The sequence below is a fragment of the Bradyrhizobium sp. INPA03-11B genome (assembly GCF_040446015.1).
Taxonomy (GTDB): domain Bacteria; phylum Pseudomonadota; class Alphaproteobacteria; order Rhizobiales; family Xanthobacteraceae; genus Bradyrhizobium; species Bradyrhizobium macuxiense_A.
This window is the reverse complement of the sequence record NZ_JASGSR010000126.1, coordinates 1-22540: the sequence shown is the minus strand read 5'-3', so window position 1 is coordinate 22540 and position 22540 is coordinate 1. Positions and strand designations below refer to the sequence as shown.

Genomic DNA, 22540 nt, shown 5'->3' with positions numbered 1-22540 from the left:
GGTCAGGCTCCCTCCCCCCTTGCGGGGGAGGGTGGGGGGAGAGGGGTGTGCCCCGAGCTCTGACGAAAGTGATTTCGCGATCTCGATCACCCCGCCGCAAAAAAGCTGCGCAATCGCCGGAACAAATTCCAACTTTGACGATTAGCAACCTTTGGCGCCGCCAAAGACCGCCGGGTGGCGTCGTCGTTAATGTTGCCGACCGGCTCCAGTTGCGTACCGATGATCGCCATTCCATATTGCTTTGCGGCTGGTGTTCATCGCTCCCTGATTTGTCGCCGCCCCCGCAGAAACCAGATGCCTTCAGTCCCCTTTCGCCACCCCCTGATTGCCGAGTAAGCGTGTGGTTCGACTGGGCTTCATCGTTGCGTTGATTGCACTGATCGGAGTTCTGCTCTCCGGTCTTGCCGCCTATCGGGTGCACGATCAGGAGCTCGCGATCGACGGCATCGCGCTGGCGCGGGCGATCGACGTCCATGCCAGTCTGGTGCAGGACCGCCTGACCGAGCGCGAGCTGCTGGCGCGGGTGGCCTCGGGTCTGTTCAAGACGCCCTCAATGGTGAAGGCCAACATGCTGCAGCCGCTGCGCTCGGCGATCTATGCCTTCAAGACCGATTTCGTCGTCGCCGCCTGGATCGCGCGGCTCAAGCCGAACGAGCTGAGCGCAGCGGAGGCCGAGCTGAAGGCCAACGGCTTCACCAATCCGACGATCCGGGATTTCGACGACCAGGCGCTCGACCTCAAGGCGCTCGACATGCCGATCAACGTGCTGATGGACGTCGAGCCGCGCAATCCGGAGACCTTGAGCATCCCCGGCCGCGCCTTCGACCGTCACTCGGTGGTCGGTCCGATGCTGGCGCGGGCGATGGCCAATGCCAAGCCGGTGGCCTCGGACCCCGTGCCGCTGCTGCGGCAGAACGGCCCGGTCGGCGTCGTGCTCGCCGCGCCGGTGTTCCAGGAGGGTGCCTCGGAGCCGGCCGGCTTCATCACCTTCTCGTATGAATTGTCGGCGCTGATGCTGACCAACGACGATTCCTCGCTGTTCGCGGTGGCACTGAAGGATCCGCGCGATTCCAACGACGAATTCACCGCCAACGAGCAGGGCATCGTCACCTCGCGCGCGGTGCGCCAGGACGGCCCGTCGCCGTCGATGGTCCGCACGGTGACGTTCGGCGGCCGTGACTGGTCGCTCGACTATTACGCCAAGAGCAACGCGACGGTGCGGGCGCAGCAGACCGCGACCATTGTCGCGGCGATCGGGCTTGCGCTGACCGGCATCGTCTGCGGCCTGTTCGGCTACGTCGCCTACAACAATTTGCGGCTCAGCCGCGAGATCGAGGTCCGGATCGGCTTCGAGCGCCGGCTGACTGCTGTGATCGACGAGCTCAACCATCGGGTCAAGAATATCCTCGCGGTGATCCAGTCGATCGTGACCCGCACGCTGCGGCACGGCGCCGATATCGACGTGGCGCGCGAACTGTTGATCGGGCGCATCCACGCGATGTCGAACGTCGTCACGCTGCTGAGCGAGAGCCAGTGGCAGGGCGTCAAGCTGAAGGGCCTGTTCGAATCCCGCGCGATTCCGCATGCCGACCGGATCGCGGTGAACGGCCCCGATATCACCGTCAGCGCTCGCGCCGCGCAATCGCTGTCGCTGCTGTTCTTCGAGCTCGCCTCGCACTCCGACGAGGGCCTGTCGCTGGTCGGTAAGCATCCGCACATCGTCGCGAACTGGGAGGTGGTCGGCGAGAATGCGGACGCGGTCTTCCATTTCCGCTGGGAGGAGTTCAACACCAGCCAGGCGACGCGGCGGGCCGACAGTGATTTCGGCCTGATCCTGCTCGACCGTGTCGCGCCCGAAGCGCTCGGCGGCACCGCCAAGCGCTACTTCACCGACGTCTCCTATGTCTACGAGCTGACCGCGCCGATGGACACCGTGGTCGACATGACCGAGCGCGACCGCACCGAGCAGTTCTCCGCGCCGGTCCGTCCGGTGAAGAAATAGAGCGGCCGCAGCCGCCACAGATTGTGTCGATCGAGCACTACGCGGATTGATCGTATTCACGGTGATGGGAATAGGCCGGGACCGACACCCCGGCATCCGTAATATCCCGCAACCGAGCGTTAAAACTTCGTTGAACATGCTTGGGCATATACCGAGCAGGATACCGTCTGAGGACCCCGATGAGGCTTTGGGTCAGCCTGACCTTGCTCGCGGCAGTTTTGCCGGTAGGGCTGTCGCTTGCCTTGACCCCGGCGACCGAGCCCCGTGACCCCGCGGCCGTCAGGGCCGGCTATCGCCGGCCGGACGTCGTTCCCTTCCCGAGCAGCAATCCCTATTCCGAGGCGAAGTCCGCGCTCGGCCAGATGCTGTTCTTCGATCCGCTGCTGTCGCGGTCGAAGACGCACGCCTGCGCGAGCTGCCACAAGCCGAGCCTGTCCTGGGCCGACGGCCTCCCGCGGGCCATCGGCGAGGATCCGAAGGGCCTGCCGATCCGCTCGCCGACGCTGATCGACGTGGCCTTCTTCGAGCCGCTGGGGTGGGACGGCAAGTTCAAGGATCTCGAATCCGTTGCGTTCGGGCCGATCCTCAGTCCGATGAACCTCAACATGACCGAGGCGGACTTGATCGCGCGGCTCTCGGCGATCCCAGGCTATGTCGATGCATTCGCCCACGCGTTCGGAGACGGCGCGATCACGCGGCCGAGGATCGAGCAGTCGCTGGCGACCTTCGAGCGCTCCATCGTTGCCGGCGAGGCGCCGTTCGATCGCTGGATCAAGGGCGACGAGAGCGCGATCGGCGCGTCGGCCAAGCAGGGCTTCGAGCTCTTCAACGGCAAGGGACGGTGTTCGTCCTGCCACAGTGGCCCGTCCTTCTCCGATGGATCGTTTCAGGATATCGGCACCGCCAAGGGCAGCGACATCGGGCGCGGCCGTCTCTTCCCGACGTCGGCGAAGCTGAAATACGCGTTCAAGACCCCGACATTGCGCGACGTCGCGCGCCGTGCGCCCTACATGCACGACGGATCGGTTGCAACGCTGGAAGATGTCATCGAGCTGTACAACAAGGGCGGGATCGAGCGGCCGAGCCGGTCGCCCGACATCAAGCCGTTGTCTCTGACCGCGGGCGAGAAGAAGGATCTGATCGCCTTCCTGCAAACCCTGACCGCCACCGCCCCGCCGGTGGCGGGGGTCCCCAAACTGCCGCGCTGACCGCCGCAGAGAGGTTAGAAAAGGACTCGTCAGGCCAGGTGCGGCAGTGCGGCCCCCAAGAGGCCGAGCCCGACGATCAGGAACGCGCCCGCGCAGGTCTCCAGCGTTGCCGCGCGCTCAGCGGATGGCTTTGTCAGGTAGGCGAGGGCTGACCCCACCCCGATACTCACGATACTCAACGCTCCGAACATGTAACCGGCCTCCCGATCCGATTTGTCCGGGTCTCACTACGACAGTTGAATTGAGCCCCCGTGCCGGAATTAGCTAAAATTCGATGGAACCGGCCGAAAAGACGGCACTGAGGGACGGGCTGGGGCTTGCCTGCCGCAATTAACCACAATGCAACCAGCGGGTGTCACGGGCAGGCGCAAAGCCTAAAATTTGATATAAGTTAAACAAGTCCTTAAGTGTGTGTGGGCGGTTGGTTCAATGTTTAGTGGGCAGGAGCGAAATGCCGGCTCGGCTGTGCGCTCCTATTTCGCAACGTGCTTTGCAGCGGTTTTGTTTTGCGTCACAGCCGCGCGCAGTGCCGAGGCACATGTCAAATGGTTTTGCGCCTACGATGTTGCCGGTCAGCCCCGGGGACTCGAGAACGTCCTTTGCCTCGACTTCGAACTGCTGCTCGGCGTCGCCGTCTTCTGGCTGTTCGCGGGCTGCCTGATCGAGCCCACATCGCTGGGTGATGCGACGATCCGGGTGCTGGACCGCATCACCGAGCCATTGCGGCTGCGCACCGAGTTGATGATGCGCGCGGTTGCCGCGTTCTTTTTCATCTCGATCTGGGCAGTCGGGGGCATCCTGCTGACACCCGAGTTGAAGACGACGTCACCCTTCGTGGGCGCGTTGCAGCTCGGCATCGCCGCCGGCATGCTGTCGCGGCGCACGCTGCCGCTGTCGGCCGTGGGCATGGCGATCCTGTTCGGCGTCGGCGTCCGCGACTACGGCGTCTTCCATCTTGCGGATTACCCGATTTTTCTCGGCGTTGCCGCCTATTTTGCGCTTATCGGGCTGAACAAGGATCTGTCCGGCATCCGGCCGATCGACGTGATGCGGTACGCCGCCGCGGTGACGCTGATGTGGGCCTCGATCGAGAAATGGGCCTATCCGGAGTGGAGCTTCCCGCTCCTGATCGAACACGCCTCGATGACCCTCGGCTTCGACAATGAGTTCTACATGCGCGCCGCCGGCATGGTGGAATTCACGCTCGCCTTCGCCTTGATCTGGACGCCGTTGATCCGGCGCTGCGCTGCGACGGTGCTGACGGGGATGTTCATCAGCGCATGCTTCGAGTTCGGCAAGATCGACACCATCGGGCACTCGGCGATCATCGCCGTCCTGCTTGCGATCGTCGCCGACAACAAGGTGTTGCCGCGCGATCGCCGCGCCCCGTGGCTTGCTCCGGTCGCGCTCTGTGCCGCGCTGTCGCTGACGTTGTTCGTCTACTATTTCGGCCACGCCGCGCTCTTCAAGACGTCGGTCCTGTAAATCGTCGTTGCCTCGAATGGGCTATTTGGCGACGTGGACGGCGAGCTTCATCTTCGGATGAATGCCGCACAGCACGGTGTAGTCGCCGGGCACGGAGAAGGTGACGTCGAACTTGCTGCCCGGCTGCTGATCGCCCGAGTCGAAACTGAACGTATCGCTGCTCAAATAAGCGTGATGCAGCAGCTCGCCATCATCGTTAATGAATCGTAAAGCCTCGCCGCGCTTGATCGAGATCTCGGCGGGCTTGAATTCACGATCTTTCTGCGAAATGACGTAAGGGCCTGCGCCCAAAGCTGCTCCGGCTAGCGCTCCGCTGACGATCGCCGCCGCAAATGGCACGCGGCCGAACCGGCCCAGGCGCACAGCGCGCAACAAGGCTGACTGCATAAGACCCCCGCTTGAACCTCGAACGCCCGACATCGGCACCTCCAGGGTGCAAGTGGCGCCCCCCGGATTACCTGTAACGGTGATTATCGCCAGCCGATCTTAACGATTTCAGCATGAGTTCCAGTCACTACTAAGGCAATTTTGAGCAGACAGTCATTTTTCCGCAGCGCTGCGCGTTTCTGCGTAGCTTGAACATCGAGCACTACGGCGAAACGCGGGTATGGATAGCCTATTAGGCAACCTCAAGACAAAGACCGGTGCAGCCATTCGGTTCGCCACCGGCCGCCTGTCGCGTCTTGCCCTGACCACGGGTTCGATCCGCGCCCAGATCCTGATTTTCTGTCTCGCGATGAGTGCCGTTGCCGTCGCGCTCGGCGGATACTCCATCCTCGGCATCCGCCATGCCGGCGATCTGGTGGCCAAGACGTTCGACGAATCCCTGATGTCGATCAATTATGCCCGCGCCGCCGGTGCGGACTTCGCCTCGATGCGGGTCGCGTCGTCGCAGCGCCTGTTGACCACCGATCTTGAGATTCGTGCCAGCCTCGACAGCGAGATCGAGAAGCTCGCGAAGACGCTCTCGGAGGATTTGACGATCGCAGCCGACCGGTCGCAGTCCACACGGGCTGCGCAAGCCGCGGCAAAGGTTCAGGAAGCCGCCGACGCCTGGATGGCGCTGCATCGCCGCGCGATCGGATCGTCTGTGGAGGAAAATCCGGCGGTCGATCCGCGCGCATCGAGCACCACGGTCGGCGACGTCGATCGCTACTCCAAGATCGTCAGCCAGCAGGTTGAGCTATTGGTCAACTATACGGCCGGCGACGGCTTTCTGTTCCGGCAAAAGGCGCTCTCGACGATCAAGCGGGACCTGCAGCTCAACGTCGCCGGGCTGACGGTTGCGCTGTTCCTGTCGGCGCTGTTCTCGTGGTTGCTGGCGCGCCGCATCATCGGCCCCGTCGCCATTGCATCGCGGGCCGCGCGCAGCATCGCCGGCGGCGACCTCGACGCGACCGTTCCCAAGGGCGGTACCGACGAACTGGGCACGCTGCTGACCGCGATGGAAACCATGCGCGACAACATCAGGCGGATGGTCGATCAGGAAGTGTCGCAACGCCGCTCCGCGCAGGCGCGGCTGTCCGATGCGCTCGAAACGTCGCGCGAAGGCGTCGTGCTGCTCGATGCGGACGGCCAGATCGCGCTGGCCAACTCGCGGGCAAGCGAATTCATCCGCCTCTCGCCCCAGCTTCTGCAGTCGGATCGGCTCGATGCCCCGAGCCTAGCGCCGGCCGACGGTGACATCGATGGTTTTGCCAGCGAGGCGCAGCTTTCGGACGGACGCTGGCTGCGTGTCAGCCGCAGCGAGACGCAGGAGGGCGGTGTCGTCCTGGTCTACAGTGATATCTCCGCGCTGAAGCTGCAGAAGGCGGAGCTGCATGAGACCAATCTGCGGCTCGATGCGGCGCTTACGCACATGTCGCAAGGGCTGTGCCTCTACAGCGGCGAGGCGCGGCTGCAGGTCGCCAATCGCCGGTTCTGCGAAATCTTCGATATTTCGCCGGAGCTCGTCGTTCCCGGAATGACCATGGAAGACGTGCTCGGCCTCAGCGTCGCCGCCGGCAATCATGGCGAGCGGACTGTCGCCGACCTGCTGATGGAACGCGAGCGATCGATGGCCCAGCACGAGGGCAACTATCTGCAGCATCTCAGCGATGGACGGATCATCGCCATCGCGCAACGGCCGACAACCGACGGCGGCTGGCTCGTCACCTGCGAGGATGTCACCGAACAGCAGCGGGCCGAGTCGCAGATCGCGTTCATGGCCCGGCACGATGCCCTGACCAAGCTGCCGAACCGCACGCTGCTCGCCGAACGGATCGAGCTCGCGGTCGCTCAGGTCGGCCGCGGATCCGGCTTTGCGGTGTTCTGCCTCGATCTCGATAATTTCAAGCAGGTCAACGACACGCTCGGGCATCCGGTCGGCGATGAACTGCTGTGTGCGGTCGCGGACCGGCTCAACGCCTGCGTCCGCGAGATCGACACGGTTGCGCGTTTGGGCGGCGACGAGTTCGCGGTCATCCAGTGTGGCGTCCAGGGCGGCGAGGAGGCCGAACGTCTGGCTCGGCGCATCGTGGAATGCGTCGGCGCGCCCTATGAGCTGAACGGGCATCGCGTCGTGGTCGGCTGCAGCGTCGGCATCTCGATGTCGCCGGGCGACGGCACCACCGGCGAGAAGTTGCTGAAGAATGCCGACGTCGCCCTGTACCGCGCCAAGATGGAGGGCCGGGGCACCTGGCGCTTCTTCGAGCCTGCGATGGACGCCAGCCTGCAGAGGCGGCGGGCGATCGAGCTCGACCTTCGCGAGGCGATGGGCAAGGACGAATTCTCGCTGTTCTACCAGCCGCTCTATGATCTCCATCTCGACCGCATCTGCGGCTTCGAGGCGCTGCTGCGCTGGCATCACCCGAAGCGCGGATTGGTGCCGCCGGACCAGTTCATCCCGATCGCGGAGGAGATCGGCCTGATCGGTCCGCTCGGCGAATGGGTGCTCGACCGCGCCTGCGAGCAGGCCGTCACCTGGCCGAGCGAGATGAAGCTCGCGGTCAACGTCTCTGCGGTGCAGTTTCGTGATCCCAACTTCATCGACGTCGTCGTCAATGCGCTGGCGGCGTCAAAATTGTCGCCGCGCCGGCTCGAGCTCGAGATCACCGAATCCGTCTTCCTTGCGAACAGCAGCGAGACGCTTGCAACGCTGCACAGGCTGAAAGCGCAGGGCGTGCGGATCGCGCTCGACGATTTCGGCACCGGCTATTCGTCGCTGAGCTATCTGCGCAGTTTTCCATTCGACAAGCTCAAGATCGACAAATCCTTCGTGCGCGACGCGACCGCGACGCATGGATCGAAATCGATCGTGCGCGCCGTCATCAGCCTTGGCAGAAGCCTTGGCATGACCACGATCGCCGAAGGCATCGAGACGGTCGAGCAGCTCGACCACATGCGCGCCGAGGGCTGCAACGAGGCCCAGGGCTTCCTGATCAGTCATCCGGTCCCAGTGACCGAGATCGCGGCCAAGATCCTCGAATTGAGGAACGGCTTCAAGCCGCCGGCCGTCAAGCAGGCGATGGCGGGCTAGACCCAAGCATCATATGGCCTCTACGTAGATCGGTCGCGTGAACGTGACCTGTCGCTTCCGAAAGCAAAAGAGGCGGCCCACCGGAGGGCCGCCTCTTTATTCAGTGGCGCTCGCGCCTGGCTATCCGCCATTGCCGCCGATCACGGCGCGCACGGTGTTGTCGGGGCCGAAATCCTCGGCGCTGTCGACATAGAGCAGCGCGGAGAGCTTCGAGCGCGCGCGATTGACGCGGCTCTTGATGGTGCCGACCGCACAGCCGCAGATCGCCGCGGCATCCTCGTAGGAGAAGCCGGAGGCACCCACCAGGATCAACGCTTCGCGCTGGTCCTGCGGCAGCTTTTCGAGCGCCGCGCGGAATTCCTCGAACTCCAGATGCGCGGCTTGCGACGGCTGGCTCTTCAGCGTCTTGGCATAGTTGCCCTCGGCGTCCTCGACCTCGCGCCGCCGCTTCCGGTAGTCGGAGCGAAACAGGTTGCGCAGGATGGTGAACAACCACGCGGGAAGGTTGGAGCCGGGCTGGAACGAGTCGATGTTGGCGATCGCCCGCAGCAGGGTCTCCTGCACCAGATCGTCGGCGCGGTCACCATTACCGGACAGCGAGATCGCGAACGCGCGCAGGCTCGGGACCGACGCCAGGATGTCGTCGCGAAGTTCATTCGTGAGAGGCATTAGTCCCCTCCATTGTTCTTGTCGGTATCGCCCCCGGCCACGGCCGCCGCGGCCGCTTCGGGCCCGTCGAGTTTGCGGATCAGCTCCGCAAAGCGGTCGGGCACCCCCTGCCGCACCACATCGTCGTACATGGCGCGCAGCTGGTGGCCGATTCTCGATTGAATCTCGGCGTTGAGACCGCCCTGCTTCTTTACTTCCTTCATGATCTGATCCACGCTTCCCCGGGAGTTAAGTCTCTGATTTCCAAGATGTTTCCTCGAAAAAAGAGGCTGGCCGCGTTGCCTCGTCGGTCTGGAGCTAATGCAAAGTTGCGCAGAAAGTTCCGGAAGGCTGGAACTATTTCGTGGAACTTTTTCGGCTTTCGCGCGTAGTCGGGCATGCAGGGGAACCGGGGTCGCCCCAGAAACTGGATTCTCGGAGCGGGATTCTGTCGTCCCCAGACAACGGGTTTCAGGCCACAAGGCCAACAGCCCAGGCCTAAGAACAAGGATGGAGTGGGAATGTCCCGATCGCAGATCGTTGCCGAACACCTTCCGCTGTTGCGCCGTTACGCTCGCGCACTGACCGGAAACCAGGCGTCGGGGGACGCCTATGTCGGGGCCATGCTCGAGGCCCTGTTGCAGGACGGATCATTGCTGGACCAGACGCACGGCCCGCGCGCCGGCCTGTTTCGGCTGTTCACCCAGATCTGGAATTCGGTCTCGGTGAACAACAACGACAACGCCGACGTGGCGACGCTGTCGCTGCCGCCGGAGCGCCGGCTCTCCAACATCACGCCGCTGCCGCGGCAGGCCTTCCTGCTGTTGTCGCTGGAAGGCTTCTCGGAGGAAGAGGTCGGCTACATCCTCGGCACCGATATCGCCGAGACGCGCAAGCTGACCGATGCGGCCGGCCGCGAGATGGCCGCCGAGATCGCCACCGACGTCCTGATCATCGAGGACGAGACCTTCATCGCGATGGATCTCGAGAGCCTGGTGAAGAATCTCGGCCACAATGTCATCGGCGTCGCGCGCACCCATTCCGATGCGGTGGCGCTCGCCAAGAACAAGAAGCCCGGCCTGATCCTCGCCGACATCCAGCTCGCCGACGGCTCGTCGGGCCTCGATGCGGTGAACGAGCTGCTGCGGACCTTCGAGGTGCCGGTGGTGTTCATCACGGCCTATCCGGAGCGCTTCCTGACCGGCGAGCGGCCGGAGCCGGCCTTCCTGATCTCGAAACCGTTCCAGCCGGCGATGGTGTCGGCGGTGGCGAGCCAGGCGCTGTTCTTCCAGCGCAACTCGCGCAACCGCACGCCGCGCGCGGCGTCGGCATGACCTGAGTTTACGCAAAGCGGGCAAGATGCAGACCGGCGTGCCGAAAGGTGCGCCGGTTCTGTTTTGACACGGGCCCGGTTCGCGGCCCGCCATCAACGTCATTTCGGCGTGACGCGGACCGACATGGCGCTGAGCGCCCGCAGCCCCGAGCTGTCGCGGAAGGCGACCGGGCCCGCAATGTCGAGCTGCTTCACGCGGCTGGCGAGCGCCGCGATCACGGCCTCCGCCTCCAGCCGCGCGACCATCTGCCCGACGCAGCCGTGGATGCCGACGCCGAAGCCCATGTGTCCTGACAGCCGCCGCCTGATGTCGAACCGGTCGGGATGCTCCCAGCGCGTCTCGTCGCGGTTGGCGGCGGCGAGCAGCAGCAGCACCTTCTCGTGCTTGCCGATCGCAACGCCTGATATCTCGGTGGCATGCGGCGTGGTGCGGAACACGAACGGTGCCGGCGAATCGAACCGCAGCGTCTCGTCGAACGCCGCGCGCGCCAGCGACGGATCGGCGGCGAGCAACGCCCATTGCTCGGGATGGCGCGCCAGCGTGTACAGCGCCATGCCGATCGCGCTGATCGTGGTGTCGAGCCCGGCCGAGAGCAGCGAGCGCACCAAGAGCGGCGCTTCTTCCGCGCTGATCTCTCCCGTGTCGGCCGCCTCGTAAACCTGCGCGCCGAAGCTGCCCGGGCGCAGTGCCTCGCGCTGACAGCGCGCCGCCACCCAGGGCAACACGCGCGGCGCCTCTTTCATCAGCTCGCGAAAATAGTCGTTCTCCGGCCCGAAGCCGGCGAACACCATCGCGCCGTAGGTCAGGAAATTCTCGCGGCCCTCCTGGTCGATGCCGAGCGCGTCGGGAAATACGCTGACCGGAAACACCTCCGCGATGTCCTTGATGGCGTCGAACGATCCGCGTTCGACCAGCCCGTCAATGAGCGTTGCAGCCTTTGCCTTGAAGTCATCGGCGAGCCGCCGCATCGCGCCGGGCGAGAGGATCCGCGCCAGCACCGCGCGGGTCCGGGTATGCAGCGGCGGATCGGCTTCCAGCACGATGCTCGGCGGCCGCCACGGCTTTTCCTTGAAGTGGTTGGCAAGCCCGGCGCCGCCGGCGTTGCTGAAATTGAAATGGTCTCCGAAGATCGCCTTGACCTCGGCAAAGCGCGGCACGGCCCAGATGTCGTAGCGCGTCAAGCGAACGACCGGCGCTGCGGCACGCAACTCCGCGTAGGTGCTGTAGGGATCGGCCCGCGTCGCCGGGCTGAATGGATCGAAGTCACTGCGGACAATGTCGCCGGCTAGGGGGCTCGCATGCGCGCTCATTGCATCCTCCCATCTTGTGATCAGTTAATTGACCATAGTCAATTAACTGGGGTATGGCAAGACGGCCTCGTTTCGATTCCATCGGAACCGAAAAGGCTCTAAAGCGCGAATGAGATTCGGTTGAATCGGCTTGGCGCGGTCTCGGTTCACCTCTCCCCGTTGGGGAGAGGTCGGATTGCGAAGCAATCCGGGTGAGGGCTCTTGCTCTCGATGGGCCGTAACCCCTCACCCGATTTGCTGCGCAAATCGACCTCTCCCAAGGGAGAGGTGAAGTTTCGACGCTGCTCCAGCTCGACCGGATCTCATCATGGAGACGGCCATGTCGATCGAGGAGCGACCCAGCAAGGGCGCGCGGCGCTTTCAGCGCAGGGCCCGCCAGGAGGCCGACAAGGAGGCGCTGAAGGCGCTGATCCTGGAGACCGCGCGCAAGGAATTCGCCGCCGGCACGCTCGAGACCGTCTCGATCCAGAAGATCGCCGACGCGATCGGCTATTCGAAGGGCACCGTCCTCAAATACTACCCGACCAAGCTGCTGCTGCTGCTCGCGGTGAAGCAGCAGAACCTCGAAGCGGTTGCAGAAGCACTCGAACGGGTCCGCGCGCAGACCGCCGACAGTGATCTGCGGCTGCGGCGGGTGATGGAAACCTATCTCGACTACTGGGCCGACAATCCCGATCACTTCCGATCGCTGTTCTCGATGTCCGGCACCGTCGAGGACCGCCGTTTTCCCGACGGCGTCTATTTCGGCGAGACCGAGATCGCGCGCCGCAGCTACGAACTGTTCGTGGTCTCGGTGCGGGAATTTCTGGCGGCACATGGCGCCGAGCCGGCGCCGGGCCTGCCGCAGCGGCTGGCGACCGCGCTGCTCGCGGCGACCCATGGCGTGGTCGCGCTGACGCTAGGCACGCCGACCATGAAACTGCCCGACATGCGCGGCACCGGCCGTCTCCTGATCGCAAGCCTGATCGATGCCTGGACGAGCAAGCTTGCTGCCGCGCGGAAAAGCGAAGGCTGGCCGCGGATCACGATCGGCACCTTTGCCTGACAGGGCGACGCGGCATGCGCGAGGCGAAGTGGAATCGCATGGCTTCGCCTGCTAAGCGCGGCCGATGGACACGACGCAACGCGACAGGACGGTTGGCTTCCTCTGCCTGGTAGTGACGGCGTTCGGCTGGGCCCTGAACTGGCCGCTGATGAAGCTGCTGTTGCAGCAATGGCCGCCGCTGTTCGCGCGCGGGCTTGCCGGCACCTGCGCGGCGGTGATCCTGGGAACGCTGGCGCTGGCGCGCGGCCAGTCGCTCGCGGTGCCGCGCGAGGCGATTCCGCGGCTGCTGTTCGCCTCCTTCACCAATGTCTTTGCCTGGATGGGCTTCGGCACCATCGCGATGAAATTCGTCACGGTCGGCGAGGGCGCGCTCCTCGCCTACACCATGCCGATCTGGGCGATGCTGTTTGCCTGGCCGGTGCTGCACAGCCGCCCGACGCTGCGGGACCTGGCCGCGCTGGTGCTCGGCATCGCCGGCGTTGCGCTGCTGCTCGGCGGAGGCGGCTTTGCGTTCAGCGCCGGCAAGTTCACCGGCATTGCGCTGGCGCTCGCCTGCGCCATCCTGTTCGCGCTCGGCAATGTGCTGAACCGCAAGCCGCTGCCGATGCCGCCGCTAGCGGTGGTCGCCTGGCAGGTCGGCATCGGCTGTCTCGTCATGCTGCTGCTCGGCGTTTGCTTCGAGCAGCCGAATTATGCCGCGATCACGCCGCTCGGCCTCGGCTGCTTCGCCTACATGACGCTGATGCCGATGGGCATCTGCTATCTCACCTGGTTCGAGACGCTGCGCCGCCTGCCGCCGACATCGGCATCGACCGGCATGCTGCTGGTGCCGGTGATCGGCGTGGTCTCGGCTGCGATCATCCTCGGCGAGCCGCTGGGCCTGCGCGAGATCGGCGCCATGGCGCTGACGCTCGGCGGCGTGATGCTGGCGCTGCAACGCGCCTGAGGCCGCGCTGGAACGGACATCGGCGCATCGCGTTCTCCAGAAAAGGGAGCTTGGCCATGCGCAAGGCGATCGAGCGGCTCGATGCGGAGCAGAAGGCGCAGCTGCTTTATCTCGCAGATCTCGGCACGGCGATGTTCACGTCGGCGCTCGTGGTCTGCACCCTGAAGGCGGTCGTGGACCTCTTCGTCGGCTGAACGGCCACCCGTGAATGCGCGCCGTCACTTGTCGCTTGGCGCGTCCTCTCCCTGCGTGTGGCCTTCAGGCCCTCGATCGAACACCCCGTAATCGCTGGATTTCACTCCGGCTGCCCCATCCACGGCCCCATCGATGCCGACGCCGGCCAGACCGAGCTTGAGCAGCTCGCGGACCGCCGCGGCGCGGGTCGGCATTCGGTGCTTGAAGCGGAAATCGTCTAAGGCAGCCAATTCCTCGGGCGAGACCATGACCTGGAGACGCTCGGCGCGTAACTCATTCATCGCAATAAACCCAGACTTAGCTGATTGAGTAACCTGCTAAACAAACCAATTCGCGGCGGGTTCCTCAAGTCCATACAAAAACGCCGATTGAGTAACATTATCAAGTAAAATCAATGGTTTAGATAAAAAAATAGGGAACGATCCGGCCGGCTGTCCCGTTATGTTTGCGGAAGCCGGGAGTGATGCCATGACCAACGACGTCAAGCTGCCCCGCAAACTATCCGAGGAGCCGAGCGCGCCGAAACCGCGGCGCGCGAGCCACGCTCGGGTCATCGATCAACTGGACCGCTGGGCCAACAGCCCCGGTTTGCAACCGCCAAGGGTGGACGATGGAGAGGACGATTCGACGACGGAAGCGATCTGAACCCCACACATTCGAGCAGCGCCTCGAGGAACATCGGATGCGGCTCGAGAACCGGCTCGCGCAGCTGCCGCGTGGCGCCGAGCGTGAGCAGATCGTCGCGCGCATCGATCAGCTGAAGACAGCCTTCGAGCTGAACGCGATGCTGTCGACGAGCGAGTAACGCGACGACAAGCCGAGGGGAGCGCCACTTGCTCCCGCCGCTTTGCTCGCCTACCATTCCCACCTTGATGGGGATGGAGTCCCCCGATAACCGCCGCAAGGCTGATGACTCCTACCGGGCGCGACAGCGTCGGTAGGAGCATGCGCCACCGCCCCGCCGCCGCGCCCCGCGAATGAGAAGGGGGCAGAGCATGACGGGTCTTCCTGGTTCAATCTCAATCGCATTGTCGCTGGTCGGGTCGATCTGGCTCGTCGGTGTCGTCGCCCTGCTGGTCGACGCGCCGGGCGAGCTGGTCGCCGCGACCTTCGTTGTTGGACTTGTGACAGGCGTCGTCGAGTGGCGAGCAGGAAGGTTAAGAAATTGAACGTTCAATTGTTGGCGGCGGTCGCGATCGGCGGTTCGCTGGGATCGGTCGCGCGCTATCTGGTGGCGATCGGCGCGGGGCGCCTGGTCGGCACGGAATTTCCCTGGGGCACGCTGGTGATCAATATCGTGGGCTCGTTCCTGATCGGGGTCTTCGCGGAGTCGTTCGCGTTGAGCTGGAACGTCAGCCAGACGGTGCGGGTGTTTCTCACCGTCGGCATCTGCGGCGGCTTCACCACCTTCTCGACCTTTTCGCTCGATGCGATTGTGCTGATGCAGCGGGGCGAGCTATGGCCGGCCGGCGCCTATATCGCGGCCTCCGTCGCGCTCTCGATCCTGGCGCTGTTCGGCGGCCTGCTGCTGGTGCGGACGTTCACGGCCTAGTTGCTCCCTCCTTCCGTCATCCTGAGGAGCCGCGTAGCGGCGTCTCGAAGGATCGACGGCCCGGCTGGTGGCCGATTCATCCTTCGAGGCTCGCTTCGCTCGCACCTCAGGATGACGGGTCGAATAGACAACGAACGCATATGCTAGTCTCACCGGCCGCTAATCAGTCGCGCGGCGGCCGGTGCGCGGATTGATCGGCGACGTCGGCCGCCGACGCAGCGCTTCGGGCAGGAACGCTTCGCCGCTCCTGGGCGAGGCGTCGGCGCGGACGTCGGCGGCCCATTGCGCGCGTTCGTGGGGCGTCTGGTTGTCGTTGAAGGTCCGCTTCACGTCGACCCCGCCGACCGGGTCGTTGACGCCGTTTTGGCTCGCGGGATGGTCGACGCCGGCGTGGATGTCACTGGAGTTGCCCATCGCAGCCTCCGGGTTCGGTTTGTCAGGACCAACATTGCCCGTGTGGGCACCGTTCCAAAAAAGTGAAGGGCCGGAGGTATTGGCTGCTGCCGGAATCCTTGGCGCACGCGGGGCCAGCCGGTAGGATGGAACCCGGAACGACCAAGGGAAAGAGCGAGGGAATGAAGCATGTCGACGTCGCGGTGATTGCTGCCACGCTGTGGCTGCTGGCGTCGATGGTGCTGGACATCCTGACGCCGAAGTCGATCACCGTGTTCATGATCGCCGCCGCGCTCGCCCCGCCGTTCCTGATCGGGATCGGCATCCATTTCGCGCGCGAATATTTCAAGGCCAAGCGGCGCAGCTACCAGCCGCCGCAATGGGACGAACGCTTCAGGAACTAAACCGGACTCTGGCGGGGCAGGGCTGCGTCAGCTGCATTGAACTGCGCTGATGGCTTGCTAAGCTTGCGCCATGACCGAGCAACTCCCCGATACGATCAACCGCCTCTACACCGACCCCGGCGAATATGTCGACAGCGACCATCCCGCCGTCGAGGCGTTCGCCCGCGCCGCCGTCCCGGCCAACGCCAGCGCGCGCGAGATCGCGAGCCGGCTCTACACCGCGGTGCGCGACGGTATCCGCTATAACCCCTATGTCAGCATGCGCTCGCCGGAGAGCTACCGCGCCTCCAGCGTGCTCGCCGCCGGCAACGGTTACTGCGTCGGCAAGGCGGCGCTCTATGCCGCGGCCTGCCGGGTCCACGGCATCCCGGCCCGGGTCGGCTTCGCCGATGTCCGCAACCATCTCACCACCGAGAAGCTACGCGAGAGCATGGGCTCGGACCTGTTCACCTGGCACGGCTTCACCGAAGTGTTCGTCGACGGTGCCTGGCGCAAGGCGACCCCGACCTTCAACGACACGCTGTGCGCCAAGCTCGGCGTCAAGCCGCTCGATTTCGACGGCCGTTCGGATGCGCTGCTGCATCCCTTCGACGGCGAAGGGCGCGCCTACATGCAATATGTCAACGACCACGGCAGCTATCACGACGTCCCGGCCAAATTTCTGATGCGCGAGATGGCGCGCGAATACGCCAACATGCAGGGCGAGGACATGTCCGGCCGCGACATGGAGCAGGAGGCGGCGGAGCAGTAGCGGGCGCGGACCTGCGCACCGGCTGAGGGGGCGGTGTCATGGATGCGGAGTTGCCGGAGGCGCCTGTCAGCCGTCCAGCCGCGGGCTGGGAGGACGCGGTCGCGCTGACCGGCTTCATCCTGGTCGCGGTCGGGCAGGCCTCCAACCAGGTGCTGGCGCGCGGCCTTGCCGGCTCGGTGCCGCCATTCTCGCTGGCCTTCTTCCGCTGGAGCATCATCGCCATCGGGCTGGCGCCGTTTGCGATCGCGGCGATCCGCGACGGCAAGATCCCGCTGGCGCAGAACCTCTGGCCGATCCTCGCCGCAGGCTTCCTCGGCATGTTCCTGTGCGGCGGCCCGGTCTACATCGCGGGCATCACCACCACCGCGATCCATATCGCGCTGATCTTCGCGCTGTCGCCGATCATGGTGCTGCTGATCTCGGCCGCGCTCGGCATCGAGCATATCGGTCCGCTGCAATGGCTCGGCACGGCGCTGGCGCTCGCCGGCGCGCTCTTGATCGTCTCCGGCGGCCATCTGGAAACGCTCACCCAATCGAGCGCGGCCTGGGGCGATCTCCTGGTGGTGGGCGCGATGCTTGGCTGGTCCGGCTACACGCTGGTGCAATCCCGTGTCGCGCCGCGCGCCTCGCTGCTGGCGCGGGTCAGCCTGTTCTCGGCGGCGGGCGCGCTGTGCTCGCTGCCGCCGGCCCTGCAGGAGATGTGGGCGACGCCGGCTGCGGTGTTCAACGCGAGGGCGTTCGAGGCCTATGTGTTCGCCGGTCTCGTGCCCGGCCTGATGGCCTATGCCGGCTTCGCCTGGCTCGGCGCACGGTTCGGCTCGGTGCGGACATCGCTCGTGCTCTACGTCGCGCCGATCGCGAGCGCGCTCTTGTCCTGGGTCATTCTGGGTGAGCCGCCGAAGCTGATCCATTTGGTCGGCGGCTTGCTGATTCTCGGCGGCGTCTGGGCCAGCCTGCGCAAATAGGCCAGTTCCCCTCGATTGCAACTTTTCCCGGCCTCGTGCGTTGAATCCGGCGTTGATTCAAGAACTTAGTTGGAGGCCGCATGAATCTGACTCCCCAGCAACGGAAAGAGCGTGATGCGCAGCGTCAGCAAGAGGCGTCGCAGGCGATGAAGGAGCACCGCGCCAACGAGAAGGCCTTCTACGACAATTTCCAGCGCCTCAAGGCCGAGCGGCAGGCGCGCGAAGCCGCCGAGTCACGCTCGCAGGCGCAGTCCGCTTCGAAATAACCGCCGGGAGTCGCCCCGCCATCCGGATTGTCCGGATCTGACAGACCGAAGGAGCAGAGACGAGGGGCGAGCACAGCGCAAGCGAGCTCGCCCTCACGACGCGATGAACTCTCCAGGCTTATGGAGGACGTCAGATGTATTTTGCCGATAAGGAGACGGTGACCTGCAAATGCGGCGAGCCCTTGAGCGAATTGATGCTCGTCGACGACCAGACGACCGGAATCAAGTTTCATGTCGGTCGTTGCCCGTCATGCCGTGAAGTGACGGTTGTTCGATCCCAGGACACGCCATCGAGCGATGATGCCTGAAGCCGGATGGTCTTTCCCGACCTGACTTCAATGCGACGCGTGCGTGACAGGCCGGCTGACACATCGGGCGCCGGCAGGGCGTGACAGACGAACTTTCAAAAAGACGAATCTCCAAAAAGAGCAGGGCGCGACCGGCATCACCACGGTCGCGCCCTACGTCGCCGGTCAATGGGGCAGGGGGAATAACCGGCTCTTGCAATGACTCGCAGACCCCTGGACTCGTTCCGTGCGAATCAAAATTTTTCGTACACGGTTAAGTGATGGCTGGACGCGAGAACCCCACAGGTTTCGTTCGCGTTGTGTCCGTGATCGCCAACGGGAATTTCCATGGGGCGAGGGACATCACCATGTCAAAGATTCAAAAGGGAATTTTCGCTGCGTTGGCGCTTGGATTGACGCTTGGCGCGGTCCAGCTGGCATCCGGCCACGATCTCATTGGAGGGCAGCAGGTCACCACTCAATTGGCGCCGGAGAGCGCGGTCAATCGCGCCGCCAAGACCGACCGCGCCGCGTTTCCGGTGACCGGCCTGCCGAGCCGGACCGTCGTGCTGAAGCTCGACCGGCTGCCCGATACGTCGGTCCTGGTCCGCGTTCCCGTGGCGCGGGAAGAGGCCCGCAATCACCCTGCAGCGCCCGCCCCCGCACGGCCCGGCGACACCCGTAAGGTCGCCTGCGAGCCCGTGGTCAGCGTCCTGACCGAAGTGGCCAAGCTGCTGCAGCCCGGCCGCTGCGTGACGTGAGCAGGGCGAACGTCCAACAAGCAACGCTGTCATCGCCCGGCTTGACCGGGCGATCCAGTACGCCGCGGCCTATCCGCTTAATAACAGCTGTCTCTGGAATACTGGATCGCCCGGTCAAAGCCGGGCGATGACGACGGTTGGGTGGTGCTGGTTTCGCGCCATTCTCGTGAGCGAGAAAGCTATTTTTCCTCTTCCGCCTCGTCGCTACCCGCAGCACCGCGGCTTGCCATCAGGCCGAGCGCGAGGCCGCCGACTGCCAGGATCGGGATCAGCCGCTTCACGCCGACGGCGCGGACGATCTGCAGCGCGGTGGCGATCAATGCGGGATCGGCGAACATGGTTGCCGCAGCGGATTTCGCAGCCTTCGCCGCTTTCTCGGCGCGCCTCCGCATTTCGCGCTTGCGCGCGGTGTAGACGCCGACGGCGATCAGCGTGACGACCAGGAATAGCGCGGCGCCGGAGAGGCACGCCTCCACCGGCCCGTAGTGCTGCAGCACATAGACGAAGGCGGCCGCGCACAGGAAGGCGATGGTGATGAACAGCGCGATAGCGGCGGCGGCGGCCAGCGACGTCAGCCGCAGCGCGCTGGCGGTGGATTCCTTGACGTCATCGATCAGCCGCTGAAGCATTGACCAGCCTTGTCTTCGACCTTGCCGTGAAAAGCGCATCGACAAACGAGGCGGCGGTGCGCCAGCGCTGCCATCTCGTCCAGAACGATGGTTTGCGCATGATCGCCATCGCAGGCCTCATCCGCCGCAGTTGAGCAGCGTCTAGCGCCGCCAGGTGACGCCGATCAAAAAGCCGAGGCCAAGCGCCAGGCCGACGGTCGCCAGCGGCCGCTGGGTGATCACCTCTTCCAACGACTCCTCGATCGAGGATGCAGCCTCCTGCGCCGCGCCCATCATCGCGCTGCCGCGCTCCGACATGTCGTCGAAGGTCGATTCCGCGTTGGCGCGCGCATCCTTGTAGTGGCGGCGGGCCTGCTTGCCGGCGTTGCTTGCAAACGAGTTGAGCGCGTCGGTGATCTGCTCGGTAAGGGCGGCGATATCGTTCTTCACGGCGATGACATCCTTTTCGAGGCGCTCGTAGGTCGCTTTGTCCGTCATGTTCTTGATCCCAAATGCGCTGTCCGTGCTCGACATCGAAAGCTCCCGGAGAACGTGTGTGTTTGGAGAAAAACGCTTCGCACCACGCAAGGTTCCAGATGCGAAACCGGGCCTTGTTGTTCGACGCGTTTTCTTCACTTGAAAACGCTTTGTTACCCTTCCGGCAGCTGCGGCGAATTGACCGGCATCAAATGCTCTTTCACGATCAATCCAACGATCAGCAGCGGCGACGACAGGAAGGCGCCCATCGGGCCCCACAGCCAGGTCCAGAACGCGAGTGCGAGAAACACCGCGAGCGCATTCAGCGACAGCCTGTGGCCGACGATCGTCGGCGTCACGAAATGTCCTTCCATGAAGGTCACGACCGTAAAGCAGGCCGGCGCGATCAGTCCGGCGCCGATGGTCGGCTCGGAGATGATGCCGACGACGACCAGCGTCACAAACATCGCGACCGGGCCGATGATCGGAACGAAGTTCAGCGCCGCGGCGAGCGCGCCGAGCCCGGCCGGATTGGGCATGCCCGTCGCGGCGCAGATCACGCCGGCGATGATGCCGACGCCGATATTGATCATCGTCACCGTCAGCAGATAATTGCCGAGATGGATCTCGAGCTCGTTGAGGATACGCAGCGTGCGCAGCCGTGCTTCGCGTTCGCTGAAGGTCATCACCAGCGCGCGCCGCAGATCCTTCCAGCTCGCGATGAACAGGATCAGAGTCGCGACGAACAGCAGGAATTCGGCGAAGGTCGGCGACAGGAATTCCAGCGTCGGCTGCACCCATTCGAATTTCGGCAGCTGGAAGGTGGCCAATGGGTCTGATCCGCCGACCATGCTCTGCAATTCCTGCCACAGCGCGAGCGGCCGGTCGAATATGTGCAGCTTCTGCTTCAGGATCGCGCTGAGCTCAGGCAGCCGCGAGCTCCATTCCATCACGGGCGAGGCGATCAGTCCGACCATGAAGGTCACGGCGGCGCCGACCGCGATCACGATCAGCACCGCGCCGAGCGCGCGCGGAATCCGGTAGCGCTCGAGCAGGCTCGCCGCCGGCGACAGCATGGTGCCGACGATGAAGGCCATGGTGATCGGTAGGAAGAAGGCGCGCGCCAGATACAGCACCCCGACAACGACAATCACCAGCAGCGCGACCAGCGCGAAGGCGACGACCTCGGCGCGGCTGATCACCGGCGGCAGTTCGGCCTTGCTGTCGGGGAGGGGCGTGCCTTCGGGCGCGTTGCCAAGCATACGTTCACCCGGAAAGGCGCGCACCAGTTTCCTCCTGCACGAGGACAAATGAATTTCGTATCAAATTGCGCGTAACAACTTGCGCGTGACAACGGCTCGCCGCGGCAGAAGTTCCATCGCGGGTTCGTGAGACGTAGCGGGTTGACAATCGCGGCTTCGCGACGATTCGCGCCGGAACTCTCTGGCTGCCACGTGCGTTGGCTTGGCATCGCATCACCACGATGCGCATCCCGTCCAGGGGCAGCACATGACACAGCAGTCTCTTTCCAGCCGCCGGCTTGCGTCGCGCGCGGCGCGCACCTTTGCCTTCGCCAGCGTCCTGCTCGTGACGCCATTCATCGTCACCACCTCAGCCAGCGCGCAGGTGCTCGGCTATGCGTCGACCCAGCCGGGTGGATTCCCCGCCGACGAGGCGATGACCGATCCCTCGAGCGGCGCCACCGAGGACGGCGCGCTGCCGGAGCGGCTGCGCCGCACCACCGTTGCGCTCAACACGTCGGAGGCGGCGGGCACGATCATTATCGATACCGGCAACACCGCGCTCTATTACGTGCTCGGCGGCGGCCGCGCGATCCGCTATGGCGTCGGCGTCGGCCGCGAGGGCTTCACCTGGGCCGGCACCCAGACGATCAGCCGCAAGGCGGAGTGGCCGGACTGGCATCCGCCGGCCGAGATGATCAAGCGCCAGCCCTATCTGCCGCGCTTCATGGCCGGCGGTCCGGGCAACCCGCTCGGCGCCCGCGCGATGTATCTCGGCTCCAGCGAGTACCGCATCCACGGCACCAACGATCCGTCGACGATCGGCAAGTTCGTCTCGTCGGGCTGCATCCGCCTGACCAATGAAGACGTCTCCGACCTGTTCAGCCGGGTCGATATCGGCACCAAAGTCGTGGTGCTGCCGAAGAACGCAGCCCATCTTGCCGCGCGCGAACTCGGCCCGAGCACGACGCAGATTTCGGTCCGGCCGGCGCCGGTGCAGCCGCGCCCCGCAGTGATGACGCTGCCATCCGGCCGTCAGGCGATGAACATCCCGGCGACTTCGTCGTTGTACTGAGCAGCAGCGTTGTACTGAGGGTCGGTGATGGCAAAGCGGCACGTGAGGCGGTGGGCGTTCGGGACGGCGG

At 64.7% G+C, this 22540-nt stretch carries 31 protein-coding genes and 1 riboswitch; of the genes, 20 read left to right on the top strand and 11 right to left on the bottom strand.

The window, feature by feature from the left end:
- Positions 1–86 precede the first annotated feature (86 nt).
- Positions 87–230 carry a hypothetical protein gene (locus QMZ05_RS34040; protein ID WP_353704725.1) on the bottom strand — a complete coding sequence of 48 codons (144 nt, stop codon included), beginning with the start codon at positions 228–230 and terminating at the stop codon, positions 87–89.
- 110 nt (positions 231–340) lie between these two features.
- On the opposite strand from QMZ05_RS34040, the gene QMZ05_RS34035 reads away from it, so the two are divergent.
- Both QMZ05_RS34035 and QMZ05_RS34030 read left to right on the top strand, forming a co-directional pair.
- On the top strand, positions 341–2002 hold the full coding sequence (locus QMZ05_RS34035) for an HWE histidine kinase domain-containing protein (RefSeq protein WP_353704724.1): 1662 nt from the start codon (positions 341–343) through the stop codon (positions 2000–2002).
- Between the two features lie 179 nt (positions 2003–2181).
- Entirely contained in the window at positions 2182–3210 is a 1029-nt protein-coding gene (locus QMZ05_RS34030; protein ID WP_353704723.1) for a cytochrome c peroxidase, read from the top strand.
- Between the two features lie 29 nt (positions 3211–3239).
- On the opposite strand, the gene QMZ05_RS34025 is transcribed toward QMZ05_RS34030, so the two are convergent.
- Entirely contained in the window at positions 3240–3368 is a 129-nt protein-coding gene (locus tag QMZ05_RS34025; protein ID WP_353704722.1) for a hypothetical protein, read from the bottom strand.
- Between the two features lie 343 nt (positions 3369–3711).
- Between QMZ05_RS34025 and QMZ05_RS34020 the strand changes: the two genes are divergently transcribed.
- Complete coding sequence (locus QMZ05_RS34020) at positions 3712–4695, top strand: hypothetical protein (RefSeq protein WP_353704721.1); 984 nt, start codon at positions 3712–3714, stop codon at positions 4693–4695.
- 21 nt (positions 4696–4716) lie between these two features.
- Here the strand turns inward: QMZ05_RS34020 and QMZ05_RS34015 are convergent, their stop codons facing one another.
- The gene (locus QMZ05_RS34015) at positions 4717–5082 is read right to left on the bottom strand and encodes a methylamine utilization protein (protein ID WP_353704720.1); all 366 of its coding nucleotides are present in this window, start codon (positions 5080–5082) and stop codon (positions 4717–4719) included.
- A gap of 220 nt (positions 5083–5302) precedes the next feature.
- Here QMZ05_RS34015 and QMZ05_RS34010 point away from each other — a divergent pair, with 220 nt between their 5' ends.
- Positions 5303–8212: an EAL domain-containing protein gene (locus QMZ05_RS34010; protein WP_353704719.1), complete on the top strand. Its 2910-nt coding sequence runs from the start codon at positions 5303–5305 to the stop codon at positions 8210–8212.
- Positions 8213–8332: 120 nt separating this feature from the next.
- Here QMZ05_RS34010 and QMZ05_RS34005 read toward each other — a convergent pair whose 3' ends face one another.
- Positions 8333–8881 (bottom strand): sigma-70 family RNA polymerase sigma factor, encoded by a 549-nt coding sequence (locus tag QMZ05_RS34005; RefSeq protein WP_016847265.1) that lies wholly within the window; start codon positions 8879–8881, stop codon positions 8333–8335.
- Positions 8881–9084 (bottom strand): NepR family anti-sigma factor, encoded by a 204-nt coding sequence (locus QMZ05_RS34000; RefSeq protein WP_018269610.1) that lies wholly within the window; start codon positions 9082–9084, stop codon positions 8881–8883. The genes QMZ05_RS34005 and QMZ05_RS34000 overlap by 1 nt, the downstream gene beginning before the upstream one ends.
- 297 nt (positions 9085–9381) lie before the next feature.
- Here QMZ05_RS34000 and QMZ05_RS33995 point away from each other — a divergent pair, with 297 nt between their 5' ends.
- On the top strand, positions 9382–10194 hold the full coding sequence (locus QMZ05_RS33995; protein ID WP_016847263.1) for a response regulator: 813 nt from the start codon (positions 9382–9384) through the stop codon (positions 10192–10194).
- A 98-nt stretch (positions 10195–10292) separates the two neighbouring features.
- Here QMZ05_RS33995 and QMZ05_RS33990 read toward each other — a convergent pair whose 3' ends face one another.
- Positions 10293–11504, bottom strand: coding sequence for a cytochrome P450 (locus QMZ05_RS33990; protein WP_353704718.1), 1212 nt, complete (start codon positions 11502–11504; stop codon positions 10293–10295).
- 307 nt (positions 11505–11811) lie between these two features.
- On the opposite strand from QMZ05_RS33990, the gene QMZ05_RS33985 reads away from it, so the two are divergent.
- The 3 genes from QMZ05_RS33985 (at position 11812) to QMZ05_RS33975 (ending at position 13689) form a co-directional block, all read left to right on the top strand.
- Positions 11812–12549 carry a TetR/AcrR family transcriptional regulator gene (locus tag QMZ05_RS33985; RefSeq protein ID WP_353704717.1) on the top strand — a complete coding sequence of 246 codons (738 nt, stop codon included), beginning with the start codon at positions 11812–11814 and terminating at the stop codon, positions 12547–12549.
- A 64-nt stretch (positions 12550–12613) separates the two neighbouring features.
- On the top strand, positions 12614–13495 hold the full coding sequence (locus tag QMZ05_RS33980) for a DMT family transporter (protein WP_353704716.1): 882 nt from the start codon (positions 12614–12616) through the stop codon (positions 13493–13495).
- A gap of 56 nt (positions 13496–13551) precedes the next feature.
- Complete coding sequence (locus QMZ05_RS33975; RefSeq protein ID WP_353704715.1) at positions 13552–13689, top strand: hypothetical protein; 138 nt, start codon at positions 13552–13554, stop codon at positions 13687–13689.
- Between the two features lie 24 nt (positions 13690–13713).
- Here the strand turns inward: QMZ05_RS33975 and QMZ05_RS33970 are convergent, their stop codons facing one another.
- The gene (locus QMZ05_RS33970) at positions 13714–13971 is read right to left on the bottom strand and encodes a hypothetical protein (RefSeq protein ID WP_353704714.1); all 258 of its coding nucleotides are present in this window, start codon (positions 13969–13971) and stop codon (positions 13714–13716) included.
- Positions 13972–14158: 187 nt separating this feature from the next.
- Here QMZ05_RS33970 and QMZ05_RS33965 point away from each other — a divergent pair, with 187 nt between their 5' ends.
- From QMZ05_RS33965 to crcB, 4 genes are all read left to right on the top strand, one after another.
- The gene (locus tag QMZ05_RS33965) at positions 14159–14335 is read left to right on the top strand and encodes a hypothetical protein (RefSeq protein ID WP_353704713.1); all 177 of its coding nucleotides are present in this window, start codon (positions 14159–14161) and stop codon (positions 14333–14335) included.
- A 37-nt stretch (positions 14336–14372) separates the two neighbouring features.
- Positions 14373–14495 carry a hypothetical protein gene (locus QMZ05_RS33960; protein ID WP_283805578.1) on the top strand — a complete coding sequence of 41 codons (123 nt, stop codon included), beginning with the start codon at positions 14373–14375 and terminating at the stop codon, positions 14493–14495.
- A gap of 60 nt (positions 14496–14555) precedes the next feature.
- A riboswitch (Fluoride riboswitch) is annotated at positions 14556–14616 on the top strand.
- A gap of 69 nt (positions 14617–14685) precedes the next feature.
- Positions 14686–14859: a hypothetical protein gene (locus QMZ05_RS33955; protein WP_353704712.1), complete on the top strand. Its 174-nt coding sequence runs from the start codon at positions 14686–14688 to the stop codon at positions 14857–14859.
- Positions 14856–15242, top strand: a complete 387-nt coding sequence (gene crcB, locus QMZ05_RS33950; protein WP_353704711.1) for a fluoride efflux transporter CrcB — start codon at positions 14856–14858, stop codon at positions 15240–15242. The genes QMZ05_RS33955 and crcB overlap by 4 nt, the downstream gene beginning before the upstream one ends.
- A 159-nt stretch (positions 15243–15401) precedes the next feature.
- On the opposite strand, the gene QMZ05_RS33945 is transcribed toward crcB, so the two are convergent.
- Positions 15402–15656 carry a hypothetical protein gene (locus QMZ05_RS33945; protein ID WP_353704710.1) on the bottom strand — a complete coding sequence of 85 codons (255 nt, stop codon included), beginning with the start codon at positions 15654–15656 and terminating at the stop codon, positions 15402–15404.
- A gap of 161 nt (positions 15657–15817) precedes the next feature.
- Between QMZ05_RS33945 and QMZ05_RS33940 the strand changes: the two genes are divergently transcribed.
- The 6 genes from QMZ05_RS33940 (at position 15818) to QMZ05_RS33915 (ending at position 19069) form a co-directional block, all read left to right on the top strand.
- Positions 15818–16039 (top strand): hypothetical protein, encoded by a 222-nt coding sequence (locus QMZ05_RS33940; protein WP_050425834.1) that lies wholly within the window; start codon positions 15818–15820, stop codon positions 16037–16039.
- A 70-nt stretch (positions 16040–16109) separates the two neighbouring features.
- A complete protein-coding gene (locus tag QMZ05_RS33935; protein ID WP_353704709.1) occupies positions 16110–16790 on the top strand; it encodes a transglutaminase family protein in 681 nt (226 codons plus the stop codon).
- 38 nt (positions 16791–16828) lie between these two features.
- Positions 16829–17755 (top strand): DMT family transporter, encoded by a 927-nt coding sequence (locus QMZ05_RS33930; RefSeq protein WP_353704708.1) that lies wholly within the window; start codon positions 16829–16831, stop codon positions 17753–17755.
- An 80-nt stretch (positions 17756–17835) separates the two neighbouring features.
- The gene (locus tag QMZ05_RS33925; protein ID WP_146989086.1) at positions 17836–18021 is read left to right on the top strand and encodes a hypothetical protein; all 186 of its coding nucleotides are present in this window, start codon (positions 17836–17838) and stop codon (positions 18019–18021) included.
- Positions 18022–18155: 134 nt separating this feature from the next.
- Positions 18156–18329, top strand: a complete 174-nt coding sequence (locus tag QMZ05_RS33920) for a hypothetical protein (protein WP_353704707.1) — start codon at positions 18156–18158, stop codon at positions 18327–18329.
- Between the two features lie 347 nt (positions 18330–18676).
- Entirely contained in the window at positions 18677–19069 is a 393-nt protein-coding gene (locus tag QMZ05_RS33915; protein ID WP_353704706.1) for a hypothetical protein, read from the top strand.
- A gap of 179 nt (positions 19070–19248) precedes the next feature.
- Here QMZ05_RS33915 and QMZ05_RS33910 read toward each other — a convergent pair whose 3' ends face one another.
- Positions 19249–19698, bottom strand: a complete 450-nt coding sequence (locus QMZ05_RS33910) for a hypothetical protein (protein WP_353704705.1) — start codon at positions 19696–19698, stop codon at positions 19249–19251.
- On the opposite strand from QMZ05_RS33910, the gene QMZ05_RS33905 reads away from it, so the two are divergent.
- Positions 19698–19832 (top strand): hypothetical protein, encoded by a 135-nt coding sequence (locus QMZ05_RS33905; protein ID WP_353704704.1) that lies wholly within the window; start codon positions 19698–19700, stop codon positions 19830–19832. The genes QMZ05_RS33910 and QMZ05_RS33905 overlap by 1 nt on opposite strands.
- A 7-nt stretch (positions 19833–19839) precedes the next feature.
- Here the strand turns inward: QMZ05_RS33905 and QMZ05_RS33900 are convergent, their stop codons facing one another.
- Together QMZ05_RS33900 and QMZ05_RS33895 are read right to left on the bottom strand one after the other, a co-directional pair.
- A complete protein-coding gene (locus QMZ05_RS33900; RefSeq protein ID WP_146989089.1) occupies positions 19840–20211 on the bottom strand; it encodes a DUF883 family protein in 372 nt (123 codons plus the stop codon).
- 116 nt (positions 20212–20327) lie between these two features.
- Positions 20328–21440 (bottom strand): AI-2E family transporter, encoded by a 1113-nt coding sequence (locus QMZ05_RS33895; RefSeq protein ID WP_353704703.1) that lies wholly within the window; start codon positions 21438–21440, stop codon positions 20328–20330.
- 223 nt (positions 21441–21663) lie between these two features.
- Here QMZ05_RS33895 and QMZ05_RS33890 point away from each other — a divergent pair, with 223 nt between their 5' ends.
- On the top strand, positions 21664–22470 hold the full coding sequence (locus QMZ05_RS33890; protein WP_353704702.1) for a L,D-transpeptidase: 807 nt from the start codon (positions 21664–21666) through the stop codon (positions 22468–22470).
- Positions 22471–22540 lie beyond the last annotated feature (70 nt).